The 16,139-nt window shown below is 37.6% G+C and carries 15 protein-coding genes; 8 read left to right on the top strand and 7 right to left on the bottom strand.

The genetic code is table 11. The features are described 5' to 3' along the window. The first annotated feature begins 87 nt into the window (after nucleotides 1–87). Nucleotides 88–606: a YehS family protein gene (locus ABH961_RS26325; protein ID WP_098078392.1), complete on the top strand. Its 519-nt coding sequence runs from the start codon at nucleotides 88–90 to the stop codon at nucleotides 604–606. Between the two features lie 95 nt (nucleotides 607–701). Continuing rightward, nucleotides 702–1,409, top strand: a complete 708-nt coding sequence (locus tag ABH961_RS26320; protein WP_098078395.1) for a M48 family metallopeptidase — start codon at nucleotides 702–704, stop codon at nucleotides 1,407–1,409. 160 nt (nucleotides 1,410–1,569) lie between these two features. Here the strand turns inward: ABH961_RS26320 and ABH961_RS26315 are convergent, their stop codons facing one another. Next, nucleotides 1,570–2,265, bottom strand: coding sequence for an N-acetyltransferase (locus tag ABH961_RS26315; RefSeq protein ID WP_098642494.1), 696 nt, complete (start codon nucleotides 2,263–2,265; stop codon nucleotides 1,570–1,572). 14 nt (nucleotides 2,266–2,279) lie between these two features. After that, entirely contained in the window at nucleotides 2,280–3,389 is a 1,110-nt protein-coding gene (locus ABH961_RS26310) for a mandelate racemase/muconate lactonizing enzyme family protein (protein WP_098078400.1), read from the bottom strand. 92 nt (nucleotides 3,390–3,481) lie between these two features. On the opposite strand from ABH961_RS26310, the gene ABH961_RS26305 reads away from it, so the two are divergent. Further along, nucleotides 3,482–4,753 (top strand): transcriptional regulator, encoded by a 1,272-nt coding sequence (locus ABH961_RS26305; protein ID WP_098078401.1) that lies wholly within the window; start codon nucleotides 3,482–3,484, stop codon nucleotides 4,751–4,753. On the opposite strand, the gene nhaC is transcribed toward ABH961_RS26305, so the two are convergent. Then, complete coding sequence (gene nhaC / locus ABH961_RS26300; protein WP_098068508.1) at nucleotides 4,742–6,163, bottom strand: Na+/H+ antiporter NhaC; 1,422 nt, start codon at nucleotides 6,161–6,163, stop codon at nucleotides 4,742–4,744. The two genes, ABH961_RS26305 and nhaC, sit on opposite strands and share 12 nt — an antisense overlap. Nucleotides 6,164–6,429: 266 nt before the next feature. Here nhaC and ABH961_RS26295 point away from each other — a divergent pair, with 266 nt between their 5' ends. Together ABH961_RS26295 and ABH961_RS26290 are read left to right on the top strand one after the other, a co-directional pair. Continuing rightward, nucleotides 6,430–7,545 carry a M20 peptidase aminoacylase family protein gene (locus tag ABH961_RS26295; RefSeq protein ID WP_098078404.1) on the top strand — a complete coding sequence of 372 codons (1,116 nt, stop codon included), beginning with the start codon at nucleotides 6,430–6,432 and terminating at the stop codon, nucleotides 7,543–7,545. Nucleotides 7,546–7,718: 173 nt separating this feature from the next. Further along, nucleotides 7,719–8,327 (top strand): SAM-dependent methyltransferase, encoded by a 609-nt coding sequence (locus tag ABH961_RS26290; protein ID WP_098642493.1) that lies wholly within the window; start codon nucleotides 7,719–7,721, stop codon nucleotides 8,325–8,327. A 48-nt stretch (nucleotides 8,328–8,375) separates the two neighbouring features. On the opposite strand, the gene ahpF is transcribed toward ABH961_RS26290, so the two are convergent. Both ahpF and ahpC read right to left on the bottom strand, forming a co-directional pair. Continuing rightward, on the bottom strand, nucleotides 8,376–9,902 hold the full coding sequence (gene ahpF / locus ABH961_RS26285) for an alkyl hydroperoxide reductase subunit F (RefSeq protein ID WP_000599491.1): 1,527 nt from the start codon (nucleotides 9,900–9,902) through the stop codon (nucleotides 8,376–8,378). Between the two features lie 14 nt (nucleotides 9,903–9,916). Continuing rightward, on the bottom strand, nucleotides 9,917–10,480 hold the full coding sequence (gene ahpC / locus ABH961_RS26280; protein ID WP_000924420.1) for an alkyl hydroperoxide reductase subunit C: 564 nt from the start codon (nucleotides 10,478–10,480) through the stop codon (nucleotides 9,917–9,919). A 588-nt stretch (nucleotides 10,481–11,068) separates the two neighbouring features. On the opposite strand from ahpC, the gene mtnK reads away from it, so the two are divergent. Genes mtnK through ABH961_RS26265 form a run of 3 tightly spaced genes read left to right on the top strand, consistent with a single transcriptional unit; the run spans nucleotide 11,069 to nucleotide 14,050 of the window. Then, nucleotides 11,069–12,298 (top strand): S-methyl-5-thioribose kinase, encoded by a 1,230-nt coding sequence (mtnK, locus tag ABH961_RS26275; RefSeq protein ID WP_098642492.1) that lies wholly within the window; start codon nucleotides 11,069–11,071, stop codon nucleotides 12,296–12,298. A 12-nt stretch (nucleotides 12,299–12,310) separates the two neighbouring features. Continuing rightward, nucleotides 12,311–13,354, top strand: a complete 1,044-nt coding sequence (gene mtnA, locus ABH961_RS26270) for an S-methyl-5-thioribose-1-phosphate isomerase (RefSeq protein ID WP_033708738.1) — start codon at nucleotides 12,311–12,313, stop codon at nucleotides 13,352–13,354. 54 nt (nucleotides 13,355–13,408) lie between these two features. Further along, entirely contained in the window at nucleotides 13,409–14,050 is a 642-nt protein-coding gene (locus ABH961_RS26265) for an L-fuculose-phosphate aldolase (protein ID WP_098049312.1), read from the top strand. A gap of 40 nt (nucleotides 14,051–14,090) precedes the next feature. Here ABH961_RS26265 and ABH961_RS26260 read toward each other — a convergent pair whose 3' ends face one another. Both ABH961_RS26260 and ABH961_RS26255 read right to left on the bottom strand, forming a co-directional pair. Then, entirely contained in the window at nucleotides 14,091–15,098 is a 1,008-nt protein-coding gene (locus tag ABH961_RS26260; RefSeq protein ID WP_098068502.1) for a FecCD family ABC transporter permease, read from the bottom strand. Further along, nucleotides 15,095–16,135, bottom strand: a complete 1,041-nt coding sequence (locus ABH961_RS26255; RefSeq protein ID WP_141520008.1) for a FecCD family ABC transporter permease — start codon at nucleotides 16,133–16,135, stop codon at nucleotides 15,095–15,097. The genes ABH961_RS26260 and ABH961_RS26255 overlap by 4 nt, the downstream gene beginning before the upstream one ends. Nucleotides 16,136–16,139 lie beyond the last annotated feature (4 nt).

Here is a 16,139-nt window from a genome sequence, read left to right as displayed (position 1 = left end):
CCCTAAAATGTTAAAGTAGTAACTTAACGACATTCATTTACACATGCTAAAAGCATTAAGATAATCAACATTTCAGGAGGCAAAACAATGGCAATGAGCAACAACGATATATTAAAAAGAGTAAGGTACGCTTTAGATATAAGAGATATAGATATGGTAGAAATCTTTAAACTTGGTGGTATGGAAGTAACGAAAGAAGACGTAGTTGATATGCTTACAAAAATAAAGAGAGCTCCTCAGCATGAAGCTGAAAATGATGATGTAATCGAAGATGAGTACGTAAAAACATGCGATATGATGATGTTAGAGGCATTTTTCAATGGATTTATTACTTTAAAAAGAGGGAAGCAAGATCTGAAACCAGGACAACCGGCACCTGTACAAAGCAAAGAGAGTGCGAATAACCTTCTGCTAAAGAAAATGAAAATTGCACTATCTTTAACGAGTGAGGATGTACTTGATATATTAGATAGCGTAGGCGTTACGGTAACAAAGGGAGAATTAGGAGCCCTATTAAGAAAGAAAGGCCATAAAAATTACAAAGAGTGCGGCGATAGATACGCAAGGAATTTCATTAAGGGATTAGGTGTAAAGTATAGAGGGTAATGAGTTTGTTAAAGCAGCAAATGATATAATAGGTAGAGTAGGGCGTTTGTATCCTACTCTTTTTTATTTGTAAAAATAATATGCTAGGTGATGAAATGGTACATACATATTTAGGTGAGACAATTAATTTTCATATAACTTATAAGAAGAAAAAGTCGGTACGTCTTTTTGTAGATTCGTACGGAAATGTGGAAGTGCAAGCTCCGAAAGGTACACATGTTGAATACTTAGTCCAGCTGCTGGAGGAGAAGTGGGATTGGATTCAGAAAACACGTAAGGAAATGCAAGAGCGAGCGCTTGGACCACAGGAAAAGGATTATGATCAAGGAGAGGGATTTCTGTATTTAGGAAGTACGTATCCGATACAGATTTCTCAAGATGCAAGTATTACGCAAGACAATGCAGTGTTTGAAGGGAATAAGCTACATATTTATGTGAAAGAGCTTAAGGATGAGAAAATACAACAAGCGTTAAAACGATTTTACTATAAGCAGTGTAAGTCATTAGTAGAGAAGAGTATTAAAGTGCATCAAAGTAACTTCAAAACAAAACCGCGTTCTATTCGTATTACAGATAGTAGTCGCACGTGGGGAACTTGTGATTCAAATCTACAACTAACATTCAATTGGAAGCTAGCGATGGCACCACAGCGAGTAATTGATTACGTAGTTGTTCATGAAATGTGCCATATGGTTCATTTAAATCATGATCGATCTTTTTGGCGTCTTGTCGGGAAAATAATGCCCGATTATAAGGAAATGGAAAATTGGTTAGCGTTATCTAGTTGGAAGATGACGGTTTAATGCTGAACTTTATATAGGTTACGATTATTATCAATACTTGTCGGTAAGTCGATATATTTCAAAAATCGCTCATATAATTTCATTTGCCAATGAATTATTTAATGAAGAGAGAGTAAAAGGAGATGTCACGGCAGACATCTCCTTTTTTCAGGTATATAAATCATCGTCCAAACTTCACAACAAAATCTCCGTCCACTTTCTCCATTCCATACCCACGATAACCGTTCGAAAGTAAAGCCTGCTGTCCAACAGCGTCACTCATCGGAACACTCTTAACATCCGTCCAGTTTCTTTCCTTACCTCCACGCAATTCCTTCACAAAAACATACCGCATACTCCCGCCATATTTCTCCTTCAATGCAACAATCTCCATTCCTTGCGCAAACTTATCTTTTAAACTTGGAATGTTAAAAGGAGCAACGGTGCAGCAAACGTAATCGTATTTGCTATCTTCGTTTTGTAATTCGTCCATGATGACTGTCGCTAATATTTTTTGCATCCCATTTCCTCGGCTGTTCGGGTGAACATTTGAGATTTCTTGATAAATGACGCGATGTAGTTCGCTTTCTGGTATGCCAATATCAAGTCCTAAATGTTCATCGTCAATAGGAGGGACGAGTAGGGCACGAAATGCGATGAGTTCGTTTTCGATAAAAGCACCGATCATCATGCCGTTTCCTTCTAGAATGTATTGAAATTCTTCTAGCGAGAGTGGTTGTAAGCGACTTTTATCCTCTAGCGCTTCAACTACGACGTTTTGTAGTGATAAGATTTGTTCGATGTTCTCTAGTGATAGTAAAGTAACGTGAAATGACGCGTTATTTTGTTTTAATGATCCTTTGTATAGAACTGTCATGTGTTAGTCCTCCTTTAGCGTACAACGTCTTGAAAGACGGTTAGTTCTTGTAATGTATCTTCATTTATTTCAATGCCGAGTCCTGGCTTTTCGTTTAGGCGAATAAATGGTACGTCGTAATGTAGGTTTCCGATGTCTTTCGTGAACTTTAATGGACCTGTAAGTTCAACGCTCGTAATGATTTTTTTCGAGAAAGCGACATGGAATCCTGCGGAAGAGGCAACGGATGATTCGACCATGGATCCAACTTGGCATTCAATGCCGACCATTTCTGCTTGGTGAGCGAGTTTTACAGCGGGATATATGCCGCCGCATTTCATTAGTTTTATATTTACTTTATCAGCCGCGTCTAATTTAATGATTTGGCGCATTTCACGAGAACCTTTTAATCCTTCATCAATCATAAGCGGAAGGTCTGTTTTAGAACGAATGTGAGCCATTGCGTCAATATCGTCTGCGACAACAGGCTGTTCAATCCAGTCGATGTTTAAATGACCTAATGAACGAAGTGCTGTTAATGTGTTGGCGCTATTTCTCCATCCTTGGTTTACATCAACGCGAATCGCAATATCATTTCCTACACGTTCACGTACCGCTTCAATTCTTTTTATATCTTCTTTTACATTCGTACCAACTTTCATTTTGAAAGATTGGTAACCTTTTTGAATCATGGAAGCAGCTTCTTCAGCCATGTCTTCAGGTTCGGCGATACTTAAGACGTGAGTGACAGGGAAGTCTTCATGGTAGCGTCCGCCAATTAATTGATATACAGGTTGATTTAGTTTTTTGCCCGTTATATCAAAACAAGCAATATCAATTGCCGCTTTCGCTGTTGGAACACCGTAAATTGTATCGTCCATCATGTCGTGTATTTTTTCGATATTCATTGGATTTTGTCCAATTAGAGCGGGGGCTAGCGTATGTTTTAAAGTATGGAAAGTACTTTCCCATGATTCGCCTGTAACGTGATCATCAGCGACGCCCTCACCGTATCCGATAATGCCTTCATCTGTTTCCATTTTGACGATAATAGAAGGCATATCAGAATAAGAACCATAACTAATAACAAACGGATCGCGAAGTGGTAAACGAATTGCGTAAAGATGAATAGCTGTAATTTTCATTAGGTAGAGACCCCTTCCTGTTTACAATAGTTTTGTACATTTGATATAGTTGACGTTAAATAGTCGTTAATTAATGATAAGGAGTTAAAGAAATGATGATAAAAATTGCAGTTGTCGGTTCAAAAGAGTTTATGGAGAATCTTTTACCTATTGCTCATAAACTAGAAGAAATAGAGATTGATCCATATATTTACCTTCATCCAGCGGAATCTTCTGAACTTTTAAAGCGTTTAAAGCCGTGTGATTTCATCTTTTTCTCAGGTGCTTTACCTTATTATATGGCAAAAGAAATAAGAGAACAATTACGAATTCCAAGTACGTACTTACAGCAAGACGAGACAACTGTCGCATCTTCCATTCTTTCTGTCATGTATCACCAAGGTATTCAACCACATAAAATTTCAATTGATTTAGTAGACCGCTCATTCATTACAAATGTGTTCCATGATATCGGTATAAAAGAAAATCCACAAGTGTTTGATTATGAAAATATGCTGTGGAGTAAAGATGAAATAAATAGAGTTATTGATTTTCACATAGCTAAATATCAATCTGGAGATGCTCATTTAGCTTTAACTAGTATTCACGCTGTCTATGATGAACTTCAAAAAATAGGTATTCCTTCAGAGCGTATGATAGATCCGAAGCAATCCATTATACATGGTTTAAAAGATGCGAAAATAAAAGCTGAGTTAGCAAAAAGCCATTCAGCTACTGTTGGTGCTTGTACGATTTCTTCTTTAGAATTACGAGAAGGTTTGCTTGAGCAATTAGATGCTATTTCAAAAGAACTACGTGGTTCATTTAAAAAAGTTGATGAAATGACGTTCATTTTGTATACGACTCGTGGTGATATTGAATCAATTATAAAAACGAATATGATAAATCATTTATTTGCGAGTATAGAAGGAACGATAGCTATTGGATTTGGTTACGGAAAAACTGTGAAAGAAGCGGAGCAAAATGCTAAAATTGCTCAAAGTTTCGCGAAGAATAATCCAATAGACCACTGTTTTTATATACTAACAAGTGATAAAGAACTATTTGGTCCGTTCCCGAAAGAACAGAGGGTACAAAGCTTGAAGAATGACAACCCAGAACTCATGAAAATAGCGAAGGAAACGAAACTTAGTCCAGCCAACTTGTCAAAAATTATTCAATTTAGTCAATCACATCCATCATTGAAGTTTACAGCAGCAGATCTTTCTGAATACTTACAAGTGACTCGCCGATCAACAGAAAGGTTATTAAAGAAACTAGTTGATTATGGGTATGCTCATATTTGCGGCGAGGAAATGCCCTATCAACAAGGGCGCCCTCGCGCAATATATGAAATGAATTTACCGGTATCTTTAAGCTTCTAGTTGAGCTTTTTGTTTTTTTAGTAGTTCCGCTTTTTCAATGTCTGATAGTTTCGTAATTGTGAGACCAGTTATGCCGTAAATGATTGAAATAATAGGTACGATGAAATTTAATATAGCATAAGGAGCATATTCGAATGCGCCAACTCCAAGTGTTGCGAGTATAAATACACCACATGTATTCCAAGGTACGAAAACAGAAGTTAATGTTCCGCCATCTTCTAATGCTCTGGATAAATTTTTAGAATGTAGTCCTTTTTCTGTGTAAGCATTTGCGTACATTCTTGAAGGAACAACAATCGAAATATATTGTTCAGAGCAAGTAAGGTTGGTTGCAAAGCAAGATGCGATAGTAGAAGCGATAAGTCCTTTTGCTGATGTCGCTAATTTTAAAATTTGATTTACAATTGCGCGAAGAATACCAGTATGTTCTAATACTCCTCCAAAGGTCATAGCGACAATTGTCATCGAAACTGTATTCATCATCGAATTTAAGCCACCGCGGTTAAAGAGTTCGTCTACTAGCTTGTTGCCAGTGTCTATGAAAAATCCATTTTGGAGTGCACCGACAGATGCGGAGACAGAACCACCTTGAATAAAGACTTGTGATAAAAACCCTAAAATAATACCTACGAGAATAGCTGGTATAGCAGGAACTTTTTTAGCGACCAATACCATAACGACTACAGGTATGATTAGTAGGAAAGGAGAGATAACAAAGTTTTGTTGCAATACTTGTAATGTTTGATCGATACCTTTTGCATCAATATTGTTAGCGCCGAAGCTTCTTCCTAAGAACGCATAAACGATAAGAGTAATAATTAAACCTGGAATTGTAGTAAATAACATATGACGAATATGTGTGAATAGATCTGTATTTGTTAATCCTGCGGCTAAGTTTGTTGTGTCTGAAAGCGGTGACATTTTATCGCCGAAGTAAGAACCGGAAATGATAGCACCGGCAACCATTGGAGCTGGGATTCCCATACTTAGGCCAATTCCCATTCCTGCAACACCAATTGTTCCCATTGTAGACCAAGAGCTACCGATAGCTAATGCAACAATAGAACAAATAATTGTAATTGAAACTAAAAATAGTGATGGAGTTAAAAGATTTAAACCGTAATAAATCATTGTTGCGACGATTCCGCCGCCAATCCAAGCACCGATCGTTAAACCTACTAGAATAATGATAACGATAGCGGGTAATGCGAGGCGAATTCCTTTATACATTGCTTCTTCAATGTCGTTCCATTTGTAACCGTAACGCCAAGCGACGATAGAAGCAACGGTTGTACCGATAATAAGTGGGACGTGAGGGCTTTGTTTTAATACAACAATTGTAACCATCATAACTGCAACTGTAATGATAATAGGGATTATTGCTACGCCAAAAGGTATTTCTTTTTTCATAAACTGCCTCCTCATTATGTATGTTTATATTTTTAGAATTGTCGCAAAATAGACGCTATTAAGTTATAATAACTAAAAAATGATATAAGCGTCAATAAAAAACAGAAAATAAGGAATGTTCTATCGTTATGAAGTGAGTTGTCGATTGCATTTAAAAATAAACAATTGACTTTTTTCTTAAAATTCAATATGTTCATAAAAACATCTGTTTTTCATAAGTATAATTAACCTGAATGGTTTTGGAATTTGGGAAGGAGAATGTAGCTTTGAAAACATTAGAACTACAAGAGCGGTTAACTGAAATTTTTCAGTATTTACATGAAAACCCTGAAGTGAGTTGGAAAGAGCATGAAACGACAGCGTATATTACTAACTTTTTAAAAGAAGAAGGAATTTCATATAAAATATTTGATGATTGCCCAGGCGTGATTGCTGAAATTGGAAGCGGAAATCCAGTTATTGCAATTCGTGCCGATATGGATGCACTTTGGCAAGAAGTGAACGGAGAGTTTAAAGCGAATCATTCATGTGGTCACGATGCTCATATGACAATTGTGATGGGGCTTATTTTACAATTGAAAAATATGAGATGGGATAGTGGAACGGTTAGATTTATTTTTCAGCCGGCAGAGGAAAAAGGAAATGGTTCTTTAAAGATGGTAGAGAAGGGTGCCGTGGATGATGCTGACTTCTTATTTGGTGTTCATTTAAGACCGATTGAAGAACTACCTTTGAAACAAGCTGCCCCATCTATTCGTCACGGAGCGGCAGGATTTTTAGAAGGAACGATTCATGGAGATGATGCACATGGGGCACGTCCGCATCAAGGGATAAATGCAATTGATGTCATTTCTATGATTAATATCGGTTTAAAAAATATATGGTTACCACCGCAAAGTTCCTATTCAGTGAAGATGACAAGGTGCCAAGCTGGCGGAGATAATTTAAATATTATTCCGGGTAACGGCCATTTTAGCTTAGATGTTAGGGCAGAGAGTAATACATTATTAGAAGAATTGAAGAAAAAAATAGAGCATGTAATAGAATCGGCCGCATCGATGGGATCGAAAACCTCATACAAATGGATCGACCTTGCACCAGGAGCTGAAGTGTCAGAAGAAGCTGAGCGCTTTATGCGAAAAGGAATTCTTGAAGTATACGGGGAAGAGGGATGCACTGGACCGCTGTATACGACAGGAAGCGATGATTTTCATTACTACACAGTGAAGAGACCACATTTAAAAGCTGTCATGCTTGGACTAGGTGCAAACCTACAACCTGGATTACACCATCCATATATGAAGTTCGATCATAGGTGTATTATGGATGGAGTAGAAATATTGAAACAAACTGTATTGAAAGTATTAGAGGACAGGGGCTAGATAGCTCCTGTTTTTTTGTAGGAATGCGTCGTTAAGTCGATATTCCTTACCGAAACGTCGATATATTGAAAAAATCGTTAATATAATTTCACGTACCAATTAATTCAAGAAAAAATCCCTCTCCGGTACATGGTGTATAATAATAAGTACCATTTTTTAATAGGAGAAAACGAATGAACGAACAATATTATGATGCAGTTTTAAATATAAAAACAGTCGGTGAGCAAAAAGGATTTAACAAGTCTATGCATTATCATCGTTATGAACCGACGCCGTATAGCGGATTAGATGAGTTATTGAATCAATATGAAATAAGAAGTAGCGACCAGGTTGTAGATTTTGGATGCGGAAAAGGACGATTAAACTTTTACATGCACCATAAGTGTGGCGCTTCAGCGGTTGGAATTGAAATGAATGAAGAGCTTTATAAAGAAGCAATGGATAATCTAGAGCGCTATGCACGAAAGGTAAGAAACAGTAAAGATAAAATTCGGTTTGAATGCTGTTTAGCGCAGGAATATGAGATTGATCCACGTGATAACCGGTTTTATTTCTTTAATCCATTTTCTATACAAGTATTTATGAACGTAGTAAATAATATTTTACTTTCGGTAGAAGAGGCGGAGAGAGAAGTTGATATTATTTTATACTATCCTTCTGAAGATTATATTTTCTTCTTGGAGAATCAGACTGCGTTTGAGCTGAAGAGGGAAGTAAGGTTGCCTGGGGCTTATGAGAAGAATGGGAATGAGAGGTTTTTAGTTTATACATTAAGATTATAAAAAAGCAGGTGCCGAGGCACCTGCTTTTCTTTACTCACGTCTATATAATTAGTTACGGATTAAGTAATCAAATGCACCTAAAGCTGCGTTTGCACCTGAACCCATAGAGATGATGATTTGTTTGTACGGATTATTTGTACAGTCACCTGCAGCAAACACTCCTGGTACGTTTGTAGCTCCGTGCTTGTCTGTTACGATTTCACCGCGAGCGCGTTCAACTGTTTCGCCTAACCAGTCTGTGTTTGGCACAAGACCGATTTGTACGAATACACCTTGTAATTCAACGTGATGAACTTCTTCAGTTTCACGATCGATGTAAGAAATACCGTTTACTTTATCAGTACCAGTGATTTCTTTCGTTTGAACGTTTTTCAGAACAGTTACGTTTGGTAAGCTGTTAAGACGCTCTTGTAATACAGCATCAGCTTTTAATTCTGGCATGAATTCAAGAACAGTTACGTGCTTAACGATACCTGCTAAGTCGATAGCTGCTTCAATACCAGAGTTACCTCCGCCGATAACTGCTACGTCTTTTCCGATGAATAATGGACCGTCACAGTGTGGGCAGTATGCTACACCTTTATTTTTGAACTCAGCTTCACCTGGTACGCCAACGTTACGCCAGCGAGCACCTGTTGAAACGATTACGCTTTTACTTTTCAAAATAGCGCCGTTTTCAAGTTCCACTTCAATAAGTTCTTTTTTCTCTAAACGTTTCGCACGTTGTAGATTCATTACATCGATGTCGTATTCTTTTACGTGCTCTTCAAGGCTTGCTACTAGCTTAGGACCTTCAGTGCGTTTTACGCTGATGAAGTTCTCAATGCCCATAGTATCCATTACTTGACCACCGAAGCGCTCAGCAACGATACCAGTGCGGATACCTTTACGTGCTGCATAAATTGCTGCACTTGCACCAGCAGGGCCGCCACCAACAACAAGAACATCGTATGGATCTTTATCAGAAAGCTCTGATGCATCTGGACCGTTACCCATTTTAGCTAAAATTTCTTCAAGTGTCATACGACCGCTTCCGAAAGATTCGCCGTTTAGGAAAACTGTTGGTACTGCCATGATGTCTTTGCTTTCTACTTCCTCTTTGAATGCAGCGCCATCAATCATAGTATGTGTAATACCAGAGTTTAGAACGCTCATTACGTTAAGAGCTTGTACAACATCAGGACAGTTATGACAACTTAGGCTGATATAAGATTCAAAATGATATTCGCCTTGAATGTTTTTAATTTGATCGATTAATTTTTGTTCAACTTTTGGAGCGCGTCCACTTACTTGTAGTAAAGCTAACACTAATGAAGTAAATTCGTGTCCTAATGGAATACCAGCGAATACTACACCAGTGTCTTCACCAGGGCGATTTACGCTAAAGCTTGGTGTTCTCTCTAATTCAACTTTTTCTACTGTAATCTTAGATGACATAGTAGCTAATTCGTCTACTAGAGCTAACATATCTTTAGATACGTCGTCGTCTCCAGCGCTTACTTTAAGTAAAATATCGTTCTCCATTAACTGAAGGTATTGGGATAGTTGTGTTTTTATATCTGCATCTAGTATCATTTTGATCGAACTCCTTAGATTTTGCCTACAAGGTCAAGGCTTGGTTTAAGTGTTGCAGAACCCTCTTGCCATTTAGCTGGGCAAACTTCACCTGGGTTGTTACGTACGTATTGAGCTGCTTTAATTTTGTTAACAAGAATGCTTGCGTCACGGCCGATACCGTCAGCATTGATTTCCATAGATTGGATAACGCCGTCTGGATCGATGATGAATGTACCACGAGCAGCAAGACCTTCTTCTTCCATTAAAACGTTGAAGTTTGTAGTGATTGTGCGAGTTGGGTCACCAATCATAATGTATTCGATTTTGCCGATAGTTTCTGAGCTATCATGCCATGCTTTGTGAGTGAAGTGAGTGTCTGTAGATACAGAGTATACTTCAACGCCTAAGTCTTTAAGAGTTGCATATTGGTTTTGTAAGTCTTCAAGTTCAGTTGGACAAACGAATGTGAAGTCAGCTGGGTAGAAACAAACTACACTCCATTTTCCTTTTAAACTTTCGTCAGTAACTTGGATAAATTCTCCATTATGGTAAGCATTAGCTTTAAACGGTTTTACTTCTGTGCCGATTAATAACATATTAAAATTCCTCCTAAATGTTGGTTTTGAGCATCAAAAAATAGTGTGCTCATAAAATATATTTTTTAATTAACTATAATAATTCTAATTCGATATTAATTATCATATAGAAGTGGTTATTTTGTCAAGAGAATAAACCAACTTTATATCAATTTAATTAATATTTATTCTCAATTAAGGGTGTTAGAGAATGAAAAGGTAGTTTTCATGTAATCGATTTTCAATGAGTATGTAAAAGAGTAGTGTGTATGTTAGAGACATGGTGTAAGTATAAATTGTTAGGAAGAGAATACTTCTTAGAAGTTGTGGAGTTGAAAAGGATTGCTTATTTCTATTTTACAAAGAATTGTGTGATAAATAAAATAAAATGAATTAAAATCTTTTTGAAAAATTTTTGTCATCTCAAATATATAATTAGGAAGTATATTGCAATGATAGAGAAACATTGACTCAAGATGTTAACAAGATATAATAAAACCTAGATATACCTTTCAAAAAGAAGAAGATATAATATAGGATGAAAAAATTTCACCCTATTATTTTTTATAGCTTTTAGAAAACGCTTACAATTAGTGTGGAGGGGAAACCATGTCTAAGTTCACAAAGTATTTTTTAATGGAAGCTAATGATGTGATTGTATATGTGAAAGAGAAATTATGTAAGTTTGAGGATGCAAAGGGGTTACAGTGTAAAGAAATAGGCGATGGTAATTTAAATTATGTATTCCGCGTTTGGGATGAACAGAAGAACATTTCTGTCATTGTAAAACAAGCTGGGGATACAGCAAGGATTTCAGATGAGTTTAAGTTGTCGACGAATCGTATTCGTATAGAATCAGATGTTTTGCAGTTAGAGGAGGAGTTAGCATCTGGACTCGTGCCAAATGTATATTTGTTTGATAGTGTGATGAATTGTTGCGTGATGGAAGATTTATCAGATCACACAATATTGCGTACAGCACTCATAAATCATCAAATGTTTCCGAGGCTTGCTGATGATTTAACTACTTTTATGGTAAATACCCTTCTATTAACATCAGATGTTGTAATGAATCATAAAGAGAAGAAGGAACTCGTGAAAAATTATATAAATCCTGAGTTATGTGAGATTACAGAGGACCTCGTATATTCAGAGCCATTCACAAACCATAATAAACGCAACGAATTGTTTCAATTAAATGAAGGATGGATTAGGGAGCATATTTATAGTGATAAAGAGCTTCGTATGGAAGTAGCAAAACTTAAGTTTTCGTTTATGACGAATGCACAAGCGCTACTTCACGGTGATTTACATACTGGTTCTGTTTTTGTAAAAAGTGATTCTACAAAGGTTATTGATCCTGAATTTGCTTTTTATGGACCTATGGGATATGACGTTGGGAATATAATGGCGAATTTAATGTTTGCATGGGTGAATGCAGATGCAGTGATGCAATCTGGTATTGAGAAAGATACATATATGAACTGGATAGAATCTACCATGATAGATGTAATTGATTTATTTAAGAAGAAGTTTTTAGATGCTTGGGATATTCATGTGACAGAGATTATGGCGAAGGAAGAAGGCTTTAACCGAGTTTATTTACAATCTGTATTAGAGGATACAGCTGCAGTGACGGGTCTTGAGTTAATTCGTCGTATTGTTGGTCTAGCAAAGGTAAAGGATATGACTTGTATTGAGAATGAAGAGGCGCGTGCTAGAGCGGAGCGAATTTGTCTTCAGACAGCGAAGAAGTTTATTTTACAAGCGAATCAATATAAAACAGGTAGCAGCTTTGTAGAAACGTTAAAAAAACAGTCAATGCATAGTGCGAAATAAGGGGAGAAGATGATGGCAGAGCAATTAATACCAATTCAGTGGAAAGATGATGCTTTAGTGTTATTGGATCAAACCGTATTACCGAACGAAGTAGTCTATGAATCTTTTAAAACGGCTGAGGGTGTGTGGGATGCGATTCAAGTAATGAAAGTACGAGGAGCGCCTGCAATAGGTGTTTCAGCAGCCTACGGTGTGTATTTAGGAGTAAAGGAAGTTGCGGAAAGTTCGGCGGAAGAATTCATAGCGGAAGTAAAAAAGGTATGTGCATACTTAGCGACATCAAGACCGACGGCAGTAAATTTATTTTGGGCGCTTGAAAGAATGGAAAGTGTCGCGAAAGAGAATGCTCACTTATCAATTGCGCAGTTGAAAGATAGATTATTAGAAGAAGCAAAAGAGATTCATAGAGAAGATGAAGAAATTAACCGTCAAATTGGAGAACACGCATTAACATTATTCCATGATGGCATGGGGGTATTAACGCATTGTAATGCAGGTGCGTTAGCAACGACTAAGTATGGCACTGCGACAGCTCCAATGTACTTAGCGAAAGAAAAAGGATGGGACTTAAAAATCTATTCCGATGAAACACGCCCTAGATTACAAGGTTCAACGTTAACGGCATTAGAACTGCAGCGAGCGGGAATTGATGTAACGGTCATTACAGATAATATGGCGGCAATGGTCATGTCACAAGGGAAAATCGATGCAGTAATCGTTGGATGTGATCGTGTAGCAGCAAACGGGGATGTAGCAAATAAAATTGGAACATTAGGTGTTTCGATTTTGGCTAAATATTATAACATTCCGTTTTATGTAGCAGCACCAACGCCGACAATTGATTTGAAAACACTGACAGGAAAAGAAATTCCAATTGAAGAAAGAGATGCTTCTGAAGTGATCAATCGTTTCGGACAATACTCTGCTCCGCAAGAAAGTAAAGTATACAATCCGGCATTTGATGTCACGCCATATGAAAATGTAACAGCAATTATTACGGAAAAAGGGATTGTAAAAGCACCGTTTATGGAGAATTTAAAAAAGCTATTTCAATAAGTAGATAGTTTTTAGAAAAATAGTCATCATAAGTTTCTTACTAGGGGGATGTATATGTTACTGCAAAAAGAAAGAGAAGAAGTTGTAGCGTACGGAAAGAAAATGATTTCTAGTGGTTTAACAAAGGGGACTGGCGGTAATATTAGTATTTTCAATCGTGAACAAGGTCTTGTTGCGATTAGCCCAAGTGGTTTAGAGTATTATGAAACAAAACCTGAAGATGTAGTTATATTAAACTTAGATGGTGAAGTGGTAGAGGGAGAGAGAAAACCGTCAAGCGAGCTCGATATGCACCTTATTTATTATAGAAATCGTGAAGATATAAATGCGCTTGTGCATACACATTCACCTTATGCGAAGACAATTGCATCATTAGGGTGGGAGCTTCCTGCTGTATCATATTTAATTGCTTTCGCAGGCCCGAATGTACGCTGTGCACCGTATGAAACATTTGGTACGAAGCAATTAGCAGATGCTGCTTTTGAAGGCATGATTGATCGCCGTGCCGTTTTACTTGAGAACCACGGTTTAATTGCAGGTGCAAATAACATAAAAATGGCGTTTACTGTTGCAGAAGAAATTGAGTTTTGTGCGCAAATTTATTATCAAACGAAAAGCGTCGGAGAGCCGAAGCTATTGCCAGAAGATGAGATGGCGAATTTGGCGAAGAAGTTTGAAGGGTATGGGCAGCAGTAAATGAAGAAACACCCTCAAGATTTCACTCTTGAGGGTGTTTCTATGCCTTCTTAAGCAACAAATACATAAAGTAAGGAGCACCAATTAAAGCAACGACAATACCTGCTGGGATGCCATTAGGATCAACGATGTTTCGTCCGATTGTGTCTGCTAATAGCAATAGCCATCCGCCGATTAAAAGGGCGATAGGCATGAAAATTTGATGTCTTGGACCTACTAAAGATTTCGCGATATGAGGAGCCATTAGTCCGATAAAGCTAATTCCTCCTGTTACGGAAACAGCTGCAGCTGCAAGCGCAACGGCTGCAACTAATAAGTATCTGCGTTCTTTTTCAATTTCAATTCCAACACCGATTGCGACTGGCTCGTTTAATGCTAGGATGTTTAATCGATTTGCTTTATAGAAAACGAACGGAATTAATACGATTAACCATGGGAGCATTGCTAAAACGAAGATCCAGTCATCTCCCCAAATATTTCCGGCAATCCATTTTGAAATAAAGTCCACTTTCATACGATCAGCGGATGAAATAAGGACAATCATCATTCCAGATAGTGCAAATGAAAAACCGATACCAGTTAATGTTAATCGCACCGGCTGAAGTCCAGTTGATTTACTATATGAAAATACGTAAATTAGAATAGCTGTCAGAAAAGCCCCGATAAATCCAACGACAGGTAGTAAGTAAAGGAATGAACCTACATCTATTGGAAAGTATAAAAAGAAAATAGCGACAGCAACACCGGCCCCAGAGTTGATTCCGAGAATACCAGGTTCAGCTAAATCATTTCGAGTAATTCCTTGCAGAATAGCCCCTGATAAAGCGAGAGCCATACCAGCTAATAATGTAATAACAATTCTAGGTAGTCTTAAAGAGTATAAAACAAACTCCTCTTTAAAAGTCCCCTGTCCCATTAATGTTGGGAGTAGTCGATCATAAGATAAAGATGCTGCACCAAGTCCCATTCCAACTACAATGGTGGTGATGGTCAGTATTAGTAAAGCGAGTATAATAAGACGTTGTTTTCTTAGAATAGATTGCATCATGAGAATGTTTTTCCTCCTTTACGTACAACGAATAGGAAGAATGGCAGCCCTACAATTGCGACAATAGCGGCAACTGGTGTTTCGTATGGAGCGTTAATAGTACGTCCGATTGTATCTGCAAGTAGCATAAAGGAAGCTCCAGCAATTGCTGACATCGGTATAACAAATCGGTAATCTGGACCGACAATTGGGCGTACCATGTGAGGTACCATTAAACCGATAAATGCCATATTTCCGACAAGCGCTACAGAAGCACCAGCAAGTAAGATAATAATGATAAATAGAATGGTTTTAATAACAATAATTTTTTGACCTAGTCCAATAGCCACTTCTTCACTGAAGCTAAGAACTGTCAATTTTTTTGCTAGTAAGATAGCGATAGAGATACTAATTGAAATGACTGGAATAATAATTTTTAATTGGCCCCAAGTTGTTCCAATTACGCCGCCAGCAGTCCAAAGTGATACCTCTTGTGAAATTTTAAAGTAAATGCCAACGCCTTCTGAAATTGCAAGGAGAAATGCTGAAACGGCAGCACCAGCTAATACAATTCGAAGAGGGGACAGCCCGCCTTTTTTCACCATACCAATTCCAAATACCATAATCGCGCCAATTGCAGCACCGATAAAGCAAGCAAATGTTAAGTAAAGATAGCTGATGGAAGGGTTGAAGGCTAGCGTTAACGCTAGTGCAGCATTTGCTCCACCAGATAGCCCTAATAATCCAGGATCTGCAAGTGGATTTCGTGTTAATCCTTGCATAATTGCTCCAGAAACAGCAAGTCCAGCTCCTACAAAAATAGCAGCTACTTCACGTGGTAAACGAATTTCGCGAATAATAGATATTTTGTCCCCTTTAGCGGAGGATGTGAGCGCTAACCATACGTCTTTTATTGAAGTATCTGCGGCACCTAATACCATTGCCACCATAAAAATAAGAAAGAATGCAATTAAGCTCAAAATGAGTTTGTATGTAAAAGCTATAGAACGTGGATTGTCGTGATCTTTTGTCATTCGTTTCACATCTTTTCTGTTCATAGAA

Source organism: Bacillus sp. RC251 (assembly GCF_044908765.1).
In the GTDB taxonomy this organism is placed as follows: Bacteria; Bacillota; Bacilli; order Bacillales; family Bacillaceae_G; genus Bacillus_A; species Bacillus_A wiedmannii.
This window is presented reverse-complemented; position numbering and strand designations above follow the sequence as displayed.